The sequence below is a fragment of the Jatrophihabitans sp. genome, from assembly GCF_036389215.1.
Taxonomy (GTDB): Bacteria; Actinomycetota; Actinomycetes; order Mycobacteriales; family Jatrophihabitantaceae; genus Jatrophihabitans_A.
On sequence record NZ_DASVQG010000239.1, the window covers coordinates 1 to 15533 of the forward strand.

Sequence of the window (15533 nt, forward strand, 5' to 3'; positions counted from 1 at the left end):
TTCTCCTTGATCGATGGGAAGATCATTCGACGCGATCGCCACAGGAGGATCCTCCGGTCGCGGTCTGCGGTGAGCACACAGCGAGGTGGTGGGCAGTTCCCGGCGAACGCCGGCCAGAGCTACCCGATCAGAGGACGGGACACAGCGCGCTGCCGACGCGGCACAGATCCACGGCGCGGCGGGAGGTGAGCAACTGACCCATGGTGCGTCAGCCTAGCCATCCCGGACGGACCGGCCAAGTGCGGGTTCGGGGCTCAGCCGGACAGCGCGTTGACCAGGACGTAGGCGGCCGGCGTGCTCAGCGCCACCGTCATCAGAACCGCCGCCACCGGACGCAGCCGGACTGCCGGCCCGGCCGGGGCCGCGGTACCTGCTGGGGCCAGGCTGGTGTGCACCCCGCTGAAGGCCGCCCCGATGGACAGCAGGCAGGCCACCGCGGCGATCGAGGCTCCGACGAAGGCGCCGCGGCCACCGGCCAGATCGATCATCCGGTGCAGGCTGAGCGTTCCGACGGCCGCCCCGGCCAGCACTCCGACCACCACGGCGGGCAGTCCCCGATCGACCTCGGGATCGAACCTGGGGGCCGGAAAGACCGCGTCGGTGAAGTGGGCCGCCACCAGCCCGGCGGTGATCGCGCCGAGCACCGCGGGGGTCAGGATGTCGCCGTTGCTCTGCTCGCGCAGCACCATCAGGCCGGCCAGCGCGACCAGCGCGACCAGCAGCACGGTGATGTCGGCCAGGGATTCCAGCACCCGGGTCCGCACCACACCACGGCTGAGCTGGTGGACGAACAGCAGCGGAACCGCCATCCCCAGCACTCCCACTACCGGCGAATAGCCGCTGTGGGGCCAGTGCATGATCGCGGCGTCGGCTCCGGCGGCGGCCAGCACCCCGAGCACCAGCCCGCCCATCCGGCCGGGCACCGCGGTGCCGAACAGCCAGCTGAGGGTGAGCAGCAGCTGCACGGCACAGACCGCGACCAGCAGCGCCACGCTGCCCAGGTAGGACCCGGCGGCCAGCACCCCGCCGGCCAGCGCGGTGAGCATCGCCAGCTGGATCTGCAGGGCACCCGCGGCGGCCGCTCGGGGCTGCTGCTCCGGCGTCACGGAACTGTCGACGGTCACTGGTTCATGGTGGCAGACGAGCCCACCGTGCGGCGGATCCAGTCGCTGATGCGTTCCAGCAGCTCTGGCGTCACGGCGTTCTCGGCATGCCCGAGGCCCCGCTCGATCCAGAGCTCGGAGTTCGGCGCCGCGGCGGCCAGCATCCGGCCGTGCTCGATGCCGAAGTAGGGGTCGGCGTCACCGTGCACCACGAGCAGCGGGGCGCTGACCGAGGCCGCCACCTCCACCGGCGAGGCGGGCAGCAGGTCCCAGCCGCCACCGACCCGGGTCCGGAACACCCGGTGCAGCACCAGCCTGCCCAGCCGGGTCTCGACACCGAGGTGCAGCCGGCGCATCGGGTCGGTGCCGCGCTCGTACCAGCGGCCGGGGCCGCTGACCGCCACCACGGCATCGGGGTTGCCGCCCAGGCCCGCGTACCTGATCACGATGGAGGCCCCCATCGAGAAGCCGACTGTGACGATCGGCACACCTGGATGCCGAGCGCGCAACCAGCCGACCCCGGCCTCCACGTCGGCGATCTCGTCCACGCCGATGGTCGACATGCCTTGGGAGGCCCCGTGTCCACGGAAGTTCAGCACCAGCACCGACCCGCCGAGCGAGCGCAGCGTCTCGGCGATCCGCACCACGTGCGGCGTCGTCGACGAGCCGGTGAAGCCGTGGCCGAGCAGGTAGCCAGGACCGTCGGTAACCTCGGCGTAATAGTCAGCCGATAAAACAATGTCGTCCGCTGTCCGAAGGCGCACAGGTTCCGGACCCCTGATCATGGGAACATTGTTCCTGTTGTAGTTATCACCGGCCCAGCCGGGAGGCGGCATGGAGATCTCGCTCCTCACCACGGCAGCGCAGCCCACCACCGAGGTGCTTCCTGCCCTCGGCCTGCTCGGGCATCAGGTCACCGTCCTCGAATTCGACGTCAGCCCGCTGCTGACCAGCAGTGCCGATGCCGTGCTGGTCGACGGCCGGTTCAACCTGGCAGGCGCCCGGGCCTTCATCAAGGTGCTCGCCACCGCCGATGTCAGCATGCCGATCATCGTGGTGCTCAAGGAAGGCGGCCTGGTCGCGCTGTCGGCGGACTGGCCGGTCGACGACGTGCTGCTCGACACCGCCGGGCCGGCCGAGGTGGATGCCCGGCTGCGGCTGGCGCTGGGCCGGCGCAATTCCGTGTCCGAGGGCGAACCTGGCGTGGTGAAGGTCGGCGACCTCACCATCGAGGAGGCCACCTACACCGCCAAGCTGAAGTCGAACGTCCTGGATCTGACCTACAAGGAGTTCGAGCTGCTGAAGTTCCTGGCCCAGCACCCGGGCCGGGTGTTCACCCGCTCGCACCTGCTGCAAGAGGTCTGGGGCTATGACTACTTCGGCGGCACCCGCACCGTCGACGTGCACGTGCGCCGGTTGCGCGCCAAGCTCGGTGCGGAGTACGAGGCACTGATCGGCACCGTCCGCAACGTCGGCTACAAGTTCGTCAAGCCGGTCGAACCCGGCCTGCGGGCCCGTGGCGGGGGTTCCGCCGAGGACAGCTACCTGGCGGCACCGGACCGCGACGTTCAGCGGACCTCAACCGGCCTCTCCTGACCGGCCGGCTTTCCCGGACCCGGGCAGCTCTCCCGACCCGGGCAGAGCCGGTACCCGAGCGCGAGTCGCTAACCTTGCCCGGTGACCTCGCCGATCTCCGACGTTGCGGCCCTCGACCCCGACACCGCTGAGGCCGTCCGCAAGCTGGCACGCCAGAGCCCGGACTCGGCCGACACCCCACCGCTGAGCGAGCAGGCCCTGCTGCACCTGACGGCCGGCCCTCCGGTGCGGCACCTGGTCCACCGGCAGGTCCATGGCGAGGACGCGACGCTGCTCGGCTACGCCCAACTGGAGCCGGGCGAGCAGGAGTGTGCCGTGGAGCTGGTCGCCACCGACCCGCTGGCGGCAGCCGAGCTGCTGGAGGCCGCCGGCCGGTTGGTCGACCCGGGCCGGCTCCGGCTGTGGGCGCACGGGCGCAACAGTGTCGCCGCCCAGGCCGCCGCCCAGGCCGGCTGGCAACCGGTACGGACCCTGCTGCAGCTGCGCCGTTCCCTTCCCGACCTGGACCTTCCCGAACCGCACCTGCCCGACGGGATCGAGATTCGAGCGTTCCGGCCCGGCACCGACGACCAGGCCTGGCTGGCCGTCAACGCCCGGGCCTTCGCCTCCCATCCCGAGCAGGGTCGTTGGACCGAGTCCGACCTCGCCGACCGGCTCGCCGCGCCCTGGTTCGATCCGACCGGTTTCCTGCTCGCCGTCCGGGACGAGCAGTTGCTCGGCTACCACTGGACGAAGGTGCACACCGAGACGCCCGAGCCGATGGGCGAGGTGTACGTGCTGGGGGTGGACCCGGCGGCCCAGGGGCTCAAGCTCGGCAAGGCGCTGCTCATCGCGGGCCTTCGGCACCTGCGCGAGCGTGAATTGGCAACCGTGCTGCTCTACGTCGAGGCCGACAACAGCACCGCGCGCAACCTTTACGAGAGCCTCGGGTTCACCGTCTTCGCCCGCGACATCCAGTTCGCCGCCGGCTGAGTCCAGCAGCCGGGCGCCGTTCACGTCCCGTTCATCGAGCACTTCCCGGCAGGCCACCTCGGCTGCCTAGCGTTCCTTTCGTCAACGATTCGAGGCTGCGCTGCGGCGCCCCCGCTCAGGGCAGCCCTGCGAACCACGAAAGGGACTATCGGTGTCGATCACCACCCGCACAGGCGTTCTGGCCGGAGTCGCGGCCGGCGCCATCGCGCTGACCGGCTGCGGTTCCAGCGGCACGTCGGCGACTGCCGGCGGCTCCAGTGCTGGCTCCACATCGTCCGGCTCGAGCGCGTCCGGTCAGGCCTCGTGCGCGAGCGGCTCGCTGAAGGCCGAAGGCTCGACCGCGCAGAAGAACGCGATGGAACAGTGGATCAAGGAGTTCCAGGCCGCCTGCAGCGGTACCACCATCACCTACAACGGCACCGGCTCGGGCGCCGGCGTCTCCAACTTCATCGCCAAGCAGGACGACTTCGCGGGCTCTGACTCCGCGCTCGACCCTGCCAAGGGCGAGGTCGCCAAGGCCACCGCCGCCTGCGGCTCGCCGGCTCTGAACCTGCCGATGGTGACCGGCCCGATCGCCGTTGCCTACAAGGTGAACGGGGTCACGGACCTGACCCTCACCCCGCAGGTCATCACCAAGATCTTCCTGGGCAGGATCACCACCTGGAACGACCCGGCGGTCAAGGCGCTGAACCCGGCCGCCTCGCTGCCGTCGACGAAGATCACGGTGTTCTACCGCAGCGACTCCTCGGGCACGACCCAGAACTTCGAGCGCTACCTGGCCGCCAACGATCCGGCCGGCTTCACCGCCAAGCCTGACAAGGACTCCTCCAAGGCCGGCTTCGCGGGGCAGGGCAAGACCGGTTCACAGGGTGTCCAGCAGGCGATCGGTTCCACCGACGGCGGGATCGGCTACGTGGAATGGTCCTTTGCGGTCAGCGGGAATCTCGACACCGCCAAGGTGGACAACGGCGGCGGCCCGGTGGAACTCACGGCCGACTCGGCCGGCGCCGCGGTGTCGGCGGCCAGGGTGGCCGGCAACGGCGGGCAGGACCTGACGCTGAAGTTGGACTACGCCACCAGGACGGCCGGCGCGTACCCGATCATCCTGGTCACCTACGAGATCGTCTGCTCCAAGTACTCCGACGCCGAGGTGGGCTCGCTGGTCAGGTCGTTCCTGACCTACACCGCCGGCGCCGGGCAGGAGTCACTCGCCGATCTCGGCTACGCGCCGCTGCCGGCTGAGATCCAGGCCAAGGTGCAAGCCGCGGTCGCGTCCATCAGCTAGGCCCCGGAACGACGATGCCGAGCGAGGCAGCATGATCGATCAGATACCGGCTGAGGCCACACCGGCGGCACCCGAGCCGTTACTGCCCGGGCGGCTCGCGGTGAAGCCCGTCGCAGGCTCCAGCCAGCCGGCCGCGATCCTGCCCGGCCAGGAACCGGTGTTCGGGGCCGGCACCCTCGGCGGCCGCGGCCCCGGCCGGATCGGCGACCGGGTGCTCGCGGGTCTCAGCTCGGGCGCCGGCGCGTTCCTGGTGCTGCTGATCGGGCTGGTCACCGCGTTCCTGGTGATCAAGGCGCTGCCCGCGATCACCGGCGACAGGTCGAACTTCCTGACCGCCCGCACCTGGGACGTCGGCGGCGGCACCCTGGACTTCGGGGTGCTGCCGCTGCTCTGGGTCACGGTGCTCATCTCGCTGCTGGCAATGGTGCTGGCAGTGCCGGTCGCCATCGGGATCGCCCTGTTCCTCTCGCATTACGCCCCCGCCCGGGTGGCCCGTCCGGTGGCCTATGGAATCGACCTGCTGGCCGCGATTCCCTCGATCATCTATGGCGTTTGGGGCATCGCGGTGCTGGCGCCGGCGATCCAGCCGGTGGCCGACCTGCTGTCGCGGCACGCCGGCTGGTTGCCGCTGTTCACCGACCACAACGTCAAGGGCGGCACCATCTTCACCGGCGGCGTGGTGCTGGCGGTGATGATCCTGCCGATCGTCACCGCGATCGGCCGCGAGGTCTTCGAACGCACTCCGCGCGCGAACATCGAGGCGGCGTGGGCCCTGGGTGCCACCCGCTGGGAGGTGATCCGGCTGGCGGTCCTGCCCTACGGCCGGCCGGGCCTGGTCAGCGGCGCGATGTTGGGGCTGGGACGGGCGCTCGGCGAGACGATCGCGATCTCCCTTATCCTGTCGAAGGTTTCCAATACCGGCGCCTTCTCGTTCTCGATCTTCAACGGCGGTGAGACGTTCGCCTCGAAGATCGCCAACAACGCCGCGGAGTTCAACAACCCGGCCCAGACCGGGGCCTACATCGCTGCCGGCCTGGTGCTGTTCGTGCTGACCTTCGCAGTGAACGCCGCCGCCCGCTGGGTGGTCAACCGCCGCAAGGAGTTCGCATGACGAGCGCGACGCTCTCCAGCACCCTCGCCGGAGCGCCCGGCTCGGGATGGCGCAAGGCCAAGAACCGGCTTGCGACGACGGTGATCTACGGCTGCTTCCTGCTGGCACTGGTCCCGCTGGTCTGGCTGCTGTGGACGGTGGTCAGCCGCGGGCTGGCCAGCATCACCGCCGACGGCTGGTTCACCAGCAGCCAGCGCGGAATCACCTACCGCGACAGCGGCGGCGGCGCGCTGCACGCGATCATCGGCACCCTGGAACAGGTCCTGCTCTGCACGGTGATCTCGGTGCCGATCGCGCTGCTGGTGGCGATCTACCTGGTCGAGTACGGTCGGGGGCCGCTGGCCCGCGCCACCACCTTCATGGTCGACATCCTCACGGGTATCCCGTCCATCGTGGCCGCTCTGTTCGTCTACGCCGTGTTGGTCACCGGCTTCTCCGGGCAGCGGGCCGGCTGGCTGGTCTCGTCGGCCCTGGTAATGCTGATGATCCCGGTGGTGGTGCGGACCACCGAGGAGATGCTCCGGCTGGTCCCGAACGAGCTGCGGGAGGCCTCGTACGCCCTCGGGGTGCCGAAGTGGAAGACCATCGTCAAGATCGTGCTGCCGACCGCGCTGAGCGGGATCGTGACCGGTATCGTGCTGGGCGTGGCGAGGGTGGCGGGCGAGACCGCGCCGCTACTGGTGCTGGTGGGATATTCGCCGAACGACAACCGCAACCTGTTCGGCGGGCCGCAGGGTTCGCTTCCCGGCATGATCAAGGACCAGTTCGGAAATCTCGGCAGCACCACGATCCTGCGGAACGGCCACAAGGTCAGCGTGCACTATGCGGCTGACCGGATGTGGGGGGCTGCGCTCACGCTCATCATCCTGGTGATGGCATTGAACCTCCTCGCCCGGCTGATCGCCCGCCGCAGCAAGGTCTCCTCCTGAGGCACGCGCAGGCTCGTCGCAGTAAGCTCCATCCAGCAAAGGGGAACTGAAAGATGGCCAAGCGGATCGAGGCTCGCAACCTCAACATCTACTACGGCAAGTTCCTGGCCGTGGCCGATGTCGACTTCACCATCGCGCCGCGGTCGGTGACGGCCTTCATCGGCCCGTCCGGCTGCGGCAAGTCCACCGTGCTGCGCACCATCAACCGGATGCACGAGGTCATCGCCGGCGCCAGCGTGCAGGGCGAGTTGCTGCTGGACGGCGAGGACATCTACGGCGCGGGCGTCGATCCGGTCAACGTCCGGCGCACCATCGGCATGGTGTTCCAGCGGCCCAATCCGTTCCCGACGATGTCGGTGTATGACAACGTGGCAGCCGGGCTGAAGTTGCAGGCCTCACGGCCCAAGCGCGCCGAACTCGACGAGGTCGTCGAGAAGTCGCTGCGGGCGGCAAACCTCTGGGACGAGGTCAAGGACCGCCTCGACAAGCCCGGCGCGGGGCTCTCCGGCGGGCAGCAGCAGCGGCTGTGCATCGCCCGGGCGATCGCCGTCGAGCCCCAGGTACTGCTGATGGACGAGCCCTGCTCGGCGCTTGACCCGATCTCGACGCTGGCGATCGAGGACCTCATCCAGTCCCTGAAGCAGACGTACACGATCGTGATCGTCACCCACAACATGCAACAGGCAGCCCGGGTCAGCGAGCGCACCGCGTTCTTCAACCTGGCCGGCGTCGGCAAGCCGGGCCAGCTCGTGGAGATCGACGACACCCAGAAGATCTTCTCCAACCCGAGCCAGCGGCGCACCGAGGACTACATCTCCGGCCGGTTCGGCTGAGGTCGGCCGGATGGTCGAGCCATGCCGAGCTATACCACATTTCTTCGAAATTGCTCAGACTTGACTGTTGACGGACGGTTCGAGTACGTTGGATAGTGTCACTATACAACCTGCTCACCACTACGAATCGAGCGTGAACATCATGGCCCACATCGCCCTCGGCGTTGACGAAACCCAATTCCCCGGCATCACCGGACCGCTGATCTACCGGCCCGAAACCGCCAAGCCACTCGACGATCTGGCCGAGGTGCTGCTGCGCGGGCCGAACACCCTGACCCGTGGCGAGCGCGAGCTGATTGCCGCCTACGTCTCCGGCCGCAACAACTGCACGTTCTGCTGTGGAGCGCACTCGGCGGTCGCCGCGGCGCAGCTCACCGAGGGCATGGCACTGGTCGACCAGGTACGCGACGACCTGGACACCGCGCCGGTCTCACCGAAGATGCGTGCCCTGCTGCGGATCGCCGGCGCGGTGCAGGTCAGTGGCCGAGCCGTCACACCCGAACTGATCAACTCGGCCCGCGCCGCCGGCGCCACCGACATGGAACTTCACGACACGGTGCTCATTGCCGCCGCGTTCTGCATGTACAACCGCTACGTCGACGGCCTGGGCACGCTGGCGCCGTCCGACCCGGCTGCCTACGCAGGCGCGGCCGAGCGCATTGCCAAGTTCGGTTACCGGTTCTGACGCTGCGTCATCAGCTCTTCACGCGCAGCACCTATCGCACCACTCGCTCTGGTCCTCGCTCAGACATCCGGGCTCTTCGCGCAGGCGCTCATCGCACCACTCGCTCCGGTCCTCGCTCGCTACGCTCGCTGCGATCCTCGCTCCTGAGGATCCGGCGGACACCTAGCACGGCGAGGACGCCCAGACATCCCCACAGCAACAGCGCACCAACGAGTTCCACCCCGACCAATCCCCAGTAATCAGCGTGGTTCCACGGAAAACCGTGGGCCCATCGGGTGTAGATCTTGAACAGCACCAGGCCGGCGCCGAGGTTGTAGACGGTGGCCCAGCCGAAGTTGAGCAGGTAGGCCGCCGCCATCGCCCACACCAGGTACTGGCAGCCGAACGCCGGGCTCAGGAACAGAAAACTCACCAGTGACAGCCCGACCGCCTCGGCGGCCATCGCCGGCCGGCGCCACACCAGCGCCGCCGGCACCAGGGCGCACAGCAGCACCACCGGGAACCGGCCGGCGCCGGTCAGGAAGTCGGCCCAGCCGGGATCGTCGAACCAGTGCCCGATCTGGATCAGGCCCCACTGGCTGATGCCACTGCCGGCGTAGCCGAGCACGTGCTCGCGCACCGCCCGGCCGTGGGCGATCAGGGCCGGCAGCCAGCTGATCGCGAACGCGGCGATGAAGCCGGCCCCGAACCGCAGGCCGCTTCGCCGGCCTCTGGTGAAGGCCAGCACCAGCAGGGCCGGCACCGCCACCACCGGGACGATCTTGATCCCGATCGCGATGCCCATCGACAACCCACTGGCCAGGGGCCTGTCCCGGTCGGCGAGCAGGTACAGCGCCAGCAGGGTGAACAAGACGAAGATCGGATCGGTGTTGCCGTGAAAGCCTGAAATGATGACCAGAACCGGGCTGACCGCGACCAGTACGGCGGCCCAGCTGGCCTCGCGCAAGCTGCGGCGTCGGCGCAGCAGCTCGAACACCAGCAGCGCCGAGCCGACGTCGGCCAGGCTTGCCACCGATCGGATCGAGAACCCGATGCTGACGCCGTGGTGGCGCCCGAAGTCCACCAGCTGCAGGAAGTAGCCGATCACCGGCGGGTGGTTGTAGAACGACCGCTCGAAGGTGATGCCGTAAACCCCGACCGGGCCACGCTCGGCCACGCCGTTGACGAAGTCGGTCCAGTGCCTGATGTCGTTGGTGCCGTAGGTCCTGGCGGCGATGAGCGCCTTCAGCCCGAAGGCGAGCAGAGCCACGGCCAGTACCAGCCGGCGGCGACGGCCGACCTGCTGCTCGGTTGCCAGGACGGTGACAGCCGGCTCGGCGACGGCCGGTCGGGATTGGGCCGTCATATCAGCGGAAGTGCGTCACGGAGCCGGCATGGTGCGGGCGCAACCGGGCCACGAACTGGTAGCCGAACACGGTCGGGCGCAGCCGTACCAGCCGGCGGTCCACGGTGCGCGCCGAGCGGGTCTTCCAGCTGTCGATGCTTTCCGGGCGGGTCAGCACCTCCAGCGGCAGGCCGGTGTACTCCAGCTGCAGGACGTCCAGGCCGGCCGAGCCGATCGTCCGGCGCAGGCTCTTGCGGGAGAAGAATCGCAGGTGGGTCTCGTCCAGGATGCCGCGCCGGTCGTAGTCGAAGGCGCCGAAGGCGACCCGGCCGCGGGAGTACCAGTGGCCGAAGTTGGGTGTGGAGATCACGATCTGGCCGGTCGGCGAGAGCACCTCGGCCATCTGGCGCAGCAGCCGCTCGGGATAGCGGACGTGTTCGATGACGTCGGCGGCGATCACCACGTCGAAGTCGCCGCCGGCCGCCTCCGGTATGCCGTCCTCGAGGTCACCGAGGAAGAAGTCGTCGACCCGGTCGCGCACCCCGGCGATCTCCATGCTGTCCACCCCGACCACCTTGTGGCCGAGCTGGCGGATCCGCTCCGACAGCCGGCCGCCGGAGCAGCCGAGGTCGAGCACCCGGCCGGCCGGCATCGCCGCCAGCATCTCGGTGATGACGGTGTGCGAGGTGCCCTCGCCCTCCTTGGCCGCGTACTCCGGATCGGCCGGCACCCAGCGGTGGGTGCCGATGCCGACCTTGGTCAGCCGGTACTGCAGCACGTCGCGCGCCACATCCCGGGCGTACTTCACGCCGTTGACGTAGCAGATCTCGTCGCCGTAGTAGGTCGGGATCGGCACCTCCACGATCCGCCTGCCGGCGTCGAGCAGCTGGATGATGATCTGGGTGTCGAAGTCGAAGTCGTCGGTGTTGAACCCGATCGGCAGCTCCGCCAGCGCCGACACCCGGTAGGCCCGGTAGCCGGAGTGGAACTCCGAAAGCTTGGAGTGCAGCAGCCTGTTCTCGAAGGTCGTGAGCACCCGGTTGCCGAGGTACTTGTAGAGCGGCATGCCGCCGGCGCGCGCCGAGCCCGGCTCCAGCATCCGGGAGCCGAACACCGCGTCGGCCTCGCCTCGCTCCAGTGGCGCCACCAGGTCGGCCATCGCCTCCGGGGCGTACTGGCCGTCGGCGTGCAGCAGCACCACCAGGTCCAGGCCGTGTTCGCGGGCCAGCTGGTAGCCGGCCTTCTGGTTGCCGCCGTAGCCCAGGTTGCTGACGTGCCGGATCACCGTGGTGGGGATCGCGCCGTTGGCCTCCCGCCAGGCCAGGCCGGCATCGACCGTCCGGTCCTGGCTGGCGTCGTCACAGATCAGGATCTCGTCGATCCTGGCGAGCATGTCCTGCGGGATGCGGTCCAGGGTCGCCTGCAGGGTGGACTCGGCGTTGAACGCCACCACCAGGACGCCGATCTTCAGCCGGTCGGTTGCGGCGGGTGGCCGGTTCCCGGCGTCGTCGAGCCCGTCGGGAGGTCCAGCGAGGTCGGGCTGCATGAAGCCACGCTAGCAAAACCGGGGTCCTCGACCCGTTCTGACATACGCGGAGCGGGTCAGAGGGCCGGCCGGGCCAGTGCTCGCCGGGCTGTCGGCGACCTTTCGGTGATCCAGCTGGGTAACTCGCACGATGTGAGATTGCCGGCCACGACCACGCCCTTAGCATTGCGAAATGCGGGTTTACGACATGATTGTGGACGAACGCAGGCACAGCGCGGATCTGCTCAGCACGCTCACCCCCGACCAGCTGCGGACGCCGAGCCTCTGCCAGGGGTGGACGGTCCACGACGTGGCGGCCCACCTGACCACGTTGCTGAGGTTCGGCCAGGCCAAGCTGTACATAGGCATCGCGGCCACTGCCGCCGACATGGACCGGGTCAACCTGTGGCTGACGCGGCGGGCGGCGCGTAGGTCCGATGACGAGATCATCGAGGTGTTGCGGCGGCGGGCAGGCTCGCGGTTCACGGTGCCGCGGTCGGGCTATGACCCGGTGCTGAGCGATCTCGTGCTGCACGATCTCGACATCCGCATTCCACTCGGTATTGCCCGCGACATTCCCGAATACCGGCTGTCGGTGGCGTTCCACCACCTGACCTCCCGCGCCTCGCCCGGGTTCGCGATGGGCTCGCGGTTGGACGGACTGCGTTTCACCGCCACCGACACCGGCTGGGACCAGGGCACCGGGGCGTCGGTACGGGGGCCTGCCGAGACGCTGCTGCTGGGCATCGGCGGACGGGTCGCCGTGCTCGACGACCTGAGCGGCGATGGCGTACCGCTGCTGCGACAGCGGCTGAGCTCACCGCAGCGCGCCGGGGCTTTGCGCAGGCTCGCCGGCCCGTTCGGTTTGCTGGTGCGCCCGCTCCCGCGTGCGCGCCGGTCCCGCGATTCCGTCGCCCCCGTGAACTGACCCTAGGGAACTTGACGTGTCAGGGTGCTCCTGACAGGATGTCAGGATCAGCCTGACACCCCTTGGAGCTATGCCGTGATTGCTGAGCCAGCCACTGCCGCCGCCATTGCCTGCTCGTTCTGTGCCAAGCCGGAGCAGGAGGTGTCCAAGATCATCGCCGGCCCCGGCATCTACATCTGCAACGAGTGCGTGCAGCTCTGCAACGAGATCCTGGACTCGGACGCGAAGTCGGCCGGGGACGCCCCGCCCGAGCTTTCGTACTGGCAGGGAATGACCGACCAGCAACTGCTCGACCACTTGCCCAAGATCGCCGCGGTCGCCGGCCAGGTAGAAGGCAGCCTGACCACCTGGGTGCGCCGGGTCCGCAGCCGCGGGGTGTCCTGGGCGCGGATCGGTGAAGCGCTGGATATGACCAGGCAATCTGCGTGGGAGCGCTTCTCGGACCGCGAGTGAGCAGAGCTGGGTGGCTCTCCGAGCACAGCGGCTCACGGACGGCTCACGGCGGCTCAGAGGGTGGCTCAGAGGGCGTCATGAGGGCGGGCTGGGCGGCGTTACGATCGATCGGTGACCGAGTCTGCGACTGACCGGACAAGCCCTCGTGCGCGCTGATGTCCTGCTGTGCTCGATCGCACTGATCGGGCTGGCGTCGCTGGCCCTGGTGCGCGGGCGCATCTCACGGGCGGGCAGCCACCGCCACGTGCCGGCCCGCCGCGCCGCGGGATCCGGTTGGGGGACGTCTGGTGCCGGCAGGCGTAGCGGCAGCGCGGTTGGGGTGCTGGCAGTGGTGGCGGGGGTCGTGCTGGCCGCCGTCGTTGCGGCCGTGATGATGCTCTCGCCCGCCATCCGGCCGGACCCGTCTCCCAGGCAGGACCCGACTCCCGGGCCGGATCAGCGGGCTGCCGCGCCGAGTGGACCGCTTGGAACTGTGCCGGCGAGCCCGTCCCAGTCGAGGACCTCCGCATCTCTGAGCCGCGGACCGGCCAGCTCGTCGACGCCGAGTCCGACGGGATCGGCCCCGGCCCTCACGACCCCTCTCGGCGCGCCTGCGGCGTCGTCGTCGCAAGCCATCTTCGCTTTTCGCGCCAGCAGCGCGCCAGCAGCGGCGCCGAGGCCGAGGCGGACGGATCCGGAGGGGAGGCCGTCGCCGAAGCCCAGCAAGACCGCGGTGAAGCCTTCGCATCCGGCTCCCCATACCACCCCCGCGGGCCGTCCGACCAGCAAGCCGACGCCCACGATCACCCGTGGCAAGCACTGATTTCTCAGCCTGTCTGGAAAACTGGCGGGGTGGACCCGCTGCTTTCCAAGATCGAGGCTCTCGCCGAGCCCGGCTGCTACTCGCTGACCTTCGCGCTGGGCACCGGTGAGCACCGCGAACTGGTGATCCGGATGCGCGGTGACGAGCCGATCGTGCCGGCCGCGAACTCGTTCGAAGGCTGGACGCCGGGGTCGCGGCTCGTCACCGCCACCATCGCGGTGGTGCGGGCGCTGCACCAGGCGCGGCAGGGCACCGGCGGCTCGGCCGGTCGACTGGTCGACGTCGAGGGCGGCTGGGACGTCGGCATCGGCAACGTCGTGCTGTCGGCCGACGGGGTGCCTACCTGCGTCGGACACGGCGAGCTGGCGCCGGCCGGGGACGGGGTGTTCCGCTGCGAGACCTGCGGCGCGGCAGCCCGCTACGACCGCCAGTCCTGACGATCCAGGCCACCTCGCGGACACTGGGCTGATGAGAGTCGCAACTGTGGCACCGGTGGAGCCCGCGATGTGGCCGGCGCTGGAGGACCTGTTCGGCCGAAGTGGCGCGTCGAACGGCTGCTGGTGCATGTACTGGATCCTTGGTGCGGACTACCACAGGCGACCTCGGGTGCAGAACAAGGACCAGCTGCGATCGAGTGTCATGACCGGGCCGCCACCAGGGCTGCTGGCACTCGATGAGTCCGGTACCGCGGTTGGCTGGTGCCGCCTCACCCCACGCCGCGAACTGCCGTGGCTCGATAGCAAGCGCGATCTCGGTCAGGTTGACGATCTGCCTGTGTGGTCGCTGCCGTGCTTCTACGTTCGCCGCGGATTCCGCGGCCAGGGCGTGATGGCAGCACTGATCGATGGTGCCGTCGACTACGCACGAACCGCGGGTGCCCCCGCTCTCGAGAGCTACCCGATCGACACCGAGGCCGAGGGCGCGACCAGGAACATCTTTCCCGGCACGACCAGCGCGTTCACTCGAGCCGGCTTCAGGGTGGTTACGCGAAGAGCGCCCACCCGGCCGATCATGCGCAGAGATCTCAACGACTGATCAAGTCCTGTATCCGCTACAAGCTATGTGGCGACGATCAGGCTGACAGACCCGCCGATCCGCGTACGACGTCGACGCACTCAGGCTGCGGTGGGCCCGTCAGGGCTGCAGTCGTTGCGCTATGAAGGCGTGCGCGTGGGCCGCGAGGTCGCGGCCGTCCTGCCAGAGGTTGCGCCACACCGCGAGAGCGTTGCTGAGGCTCGGATGCACGACGGCCGAGGAGAAGCTCTCGAACGTCACCGGACCGGTGTAGCCGCTGGCTCGAATCGCCCCGAACAGCGAGTCGAAGTCGACGTTCCCGGTGCCGAGATAGCCACGGTGCGACTCGCCGATGTGCACGTAGCCCAGCCGCGACCCGCACTGCTCGACCGGCTCGACGAGGCCGTTCTCCTCGATGTTCATGTGGTAACTGTCCAGGTGCACGCCGATGTCAGCCCCGGTCTGGTCGATGAACGCGAGCATCTCCGCCGCAGTGTTGGCGATGTTCGTCTCGTACCGGTTGACCACCTCGAGTGCCAGCGTCACCCCGGCTGCCGCGCACTGCTCGGCCAGCCAGGCCATCGCCTGCACGCTGTTCTGGCGGGACAGCTCGCTCGCCGGCTGCGAGTACTTGGCCATCGCGGAGTAGAGCACCCCGCACAAGTGCGTAGCCCCGACCCCGTGCGCCACCTCCAGCGAGGCCGCCAGCCGGTCGCGTCCCCGGGCGAGGATCGCCGGGTCCTCACTCGACACGTCGGTCTCAAAGTCCAGGCCGAGCGAGGCGGTGGCGCCGAGCCCGTTGTCCTCGAGCAGCCGCCTGGTCATGGCGACGTCGGTCGCTGCCGGGTCGAGCAGCGCCAGCTCGATGAGGTCGAAGCCGACTTCACGAGTCGACTCGATGGCGTACCGGGCGGACTTCTCGCTCCAGTCGCCGACCCAGACCAGGGCGTGCACTCCGAGAGGATTCATACCT

Annotated in this window: 18 protein-coding genes; 11 read left to right on the plus strand and 7 right to left on the minus strand. The window is 69.2% G+C overall.

Going from position 1 to position 15533, the window contains the following annotated elements:
- Positions 1-127: 127 nt before the first annotated feature.
- From VF542_RS13245 to VF542_RS13255, 3 genes are read right to left on the minus strand one after another with little or no spacing between them, the layout of a single operon-like run.
- Complete coding sequence (locus VF542_RS13245; protein ID WP_408652197.1) at positions 128-202, minus strand: putative leader peptide; 75 nt, start codon at positions 200-202, stop codon at positions 128-130.
- A 52-nt stretch (positions 203-254) separates the two neighbouring features.
- Positions 255-1124 (minus strand): hypothetical protein, encoded by an 870-nt coding sequence (locus VF542_RS13250; RefSeq protein ID WP_408652176.1) that lies wholly within the window; start codon positions 1122-1124, stop codon positions 255-257.
- Entirely contained in the window at positions 1121-1867 is a 747-nt protein-coding gene (locus tag VF542_RS13255; RefSeq protein ID WP_408652177.1) for an alpha/beta hydrolase, read from the minus strand. The genes VF542_RS13250 and VF542_RS13255 overlap by 4 nt, the downstream gene beginning before the upstream one ends.
- 70 nt (positions 1868-1937) lie before the next feature.
- Between VF542_RS13255 and VF542_RS13260 the strand changes: the two genes are divergently transcribed.
- From VF542_RS13260 to VF542_RS13290, 7 genes are all read left to right on the plus strand, one after another.
- The gene (locus tag VF542_RS13260; RefSeq protein WP_408652178.1) at positions 1938-2699 is read left to right on the plus strand and encodes a winged helix-turn-helix transcriptional regulator; all 762 of its coding nucleotides are present in this window, start codon (positions 1938-1940) and stop codon (positions 2697-2699) included.
- Positions 2700-2780: 81 nt separating this feature from the next.
- Positions 2781-3671 carry a mycothiol synthase gene (gene mshD / locus VF542_RS13265; protein ID WP_408652179.1) on the plus strand — a complete coding sequence of 297 codons (891 nt, stop codon included), beginning with the start codon at positions 2781-2783 and terminating at the stop codon, positions 3669-3671.
- Positions 3672-3822: 151 nt separating this feature from the next.
- Positions 3823-4956 carry a phosphate ABC transporter substrate-binding protein PstS gene (gene pstS / locus VF542_RS13270; protein WP_408652180.1) on the plus strand — a complete coding sequence of 378 codons (1134 nt, stop codon included), beginning with the start codon at positions 3823-3825 and terminating at the stop codon, positions 4954-4956.
- Between the two features lie 31 nt (positions 4957-4987).
- Positions 4988-6067 carry a phosphate ABC transporter permease subunit PstC gene (pstC, locus tag VF542_RS13275; RefSeq protein WP_408652181.1) on the plus strand — a complete coding sequence of 360 codons (1080 nt, stop codon included), beginning with the start codon at positions 4988-4990 and terminating at the stop codon, positions 6065-6067.
- Positions 6064-6996, plus strand: a complete 933-nt coding sequence (gene pstA, locus VF542_RS13280) for a phosphate ABC transporter permease PstA (RefSeq protein ID WP_408652182.1) — start codon at positions 6064-6066, stop codon at positions 6994-6996. Before pstC ends, pstA begins: the two co-directional genes overlap by 4 nt.
- 53 nt (positions 6997-7049) lie before the next feature.
- On the plus strand, positions 7050-7829 hold the full coding sequence (gene pstB, locus VF542_RS13285) for a phosphate ABC transporter ATP-binding protein PstB (RefSeq protein WP_408652183.1): 780 nt from the start codon (positions 7050-7052) through the stop codon (positions 7827-7829).
- Positions 7830-7971: 142 nt separating this feature from the next.
- Positions 7972-8514: a carboxymuconolactone decarboxylase family protein gene (locus VF542_RS13290; RefSeq protein WP_408652198.1), complete on the plus strand. Its 543-nt coding sequence runs from the start codon at positions 7972-7974 to the stop codon at positions 8512-8514.
- An 88-nt stretch (positions 8515-8602) separates the two neighbouring features.
- Here VF542_RS13290 and VF542_RS13295 read toward each other — a convergent pair whose 3' ends face one another.
- Together VF542_RS13295 and VF542_RS13300 are read right to left on the minus strand one after the other, a co-directional pair.
- Entirely contained in the window at positions 8603-9859 is a 1257-nt protein-coding gene (locus VF542_RS13295) for a glycosyltransferase family 39 protein (RefSeq protein WP_408652184.1), read from the minus strand.
- 1 nt (position 9860) lies between these two features.
- A complete protein-coding gene (locus VF542_RS13300) occupies positions 9861-11384 on the minus strand; it encodes a methyltransferase domain-containing protein (protein WP_408652185.1) in 1524 nt (507 codons plus the stop codon).
- 172 nt (positions 11385-11556) lie between these two features.
- On the opposite strand from VF542_RS13300, the gene VF542_RS13305 reads away from it, so the two are divergent.
- Entirely contained in the window at positions 11557-12291 is a 735-nt protein-coding gene (locus VF542_RS13305; RefSeq protein ID WP_408652186.1) for a maleylpyruvate isomerase family mycothiol-dependent enzyme, read from the plus strand.
- A 75-nt stretch (positions 12292-12366) separates the two neighbouring features.
- Positions 12367-12744, plus strand: coding sequence for a ClpX C4-type zinc finger protein (locus VF542_RS13310; RefSeq protein ID WP_408652187.1), 378 nt, complete (start codon positions 12367-12369; stop codon positions 12742-12744).
- Between the two features lie 435 nt (positions 12745-13179).
- Here the strand turns inward: VF542_RS13310 and VF542_RS13315 are convergent, their stop codons facing one another.
- Positions 13180-13539, minus strand: a complete 360-nt coding sequence (locus tag VF542_RS13315) for a hypothetical protein (protein WP_408652188.1) — start codon at positions 13537-13539, stop codon at positions 13180-13182.
- A 36-nt stretch (positions 13540-13575) separates the two neighbouring features.
- Between VF542_RS13315 and VF542_RS13320 the strand changes: the two genes are divergently transcribed.
- Complete coding sequence (locus VF542_RS13320; RefSeq protein ID WP_408652189.1) at positions 13576-13983, plus strand: hypothetical protein; 408 nt, start codon at positions 13576-13578, stop codon at positions 13981-13983.
- A gap of 46 nt (positions 13984-14029) precedes the next feature.
- Positions 14030-14581: a GNAT family N-acetyltransferase gene (locus VF542_RS13325; RefSeq protein ID WP_408652190.1), complete on the plus strand. Its 552-nt coding sequence runs from the start codon at positions 14030-14032 to the stop codon at positions 14579-14581.
- Positions 14582-14680: 99 nt separating this feature from the next.
- Here VF542_RS13325 and VF542_RS13330 read toward each other — a convergent pair whose 3' ends face one another.
- Positions 14681-15529 carry a sugar phosphate isomerase/epimerase family protein gene (locus VF542_RS13330; RefSeq protein WP_408652191.1) on the minus strand — a complete coding sequence of 283 codons (849 nt, stop codon included), beginning with the start codon at positions 15527-15529 and terminating at the stop codon, positions 14681-14683.
- Positions 15530-15533: the final 4 nt, after the last annotated feature.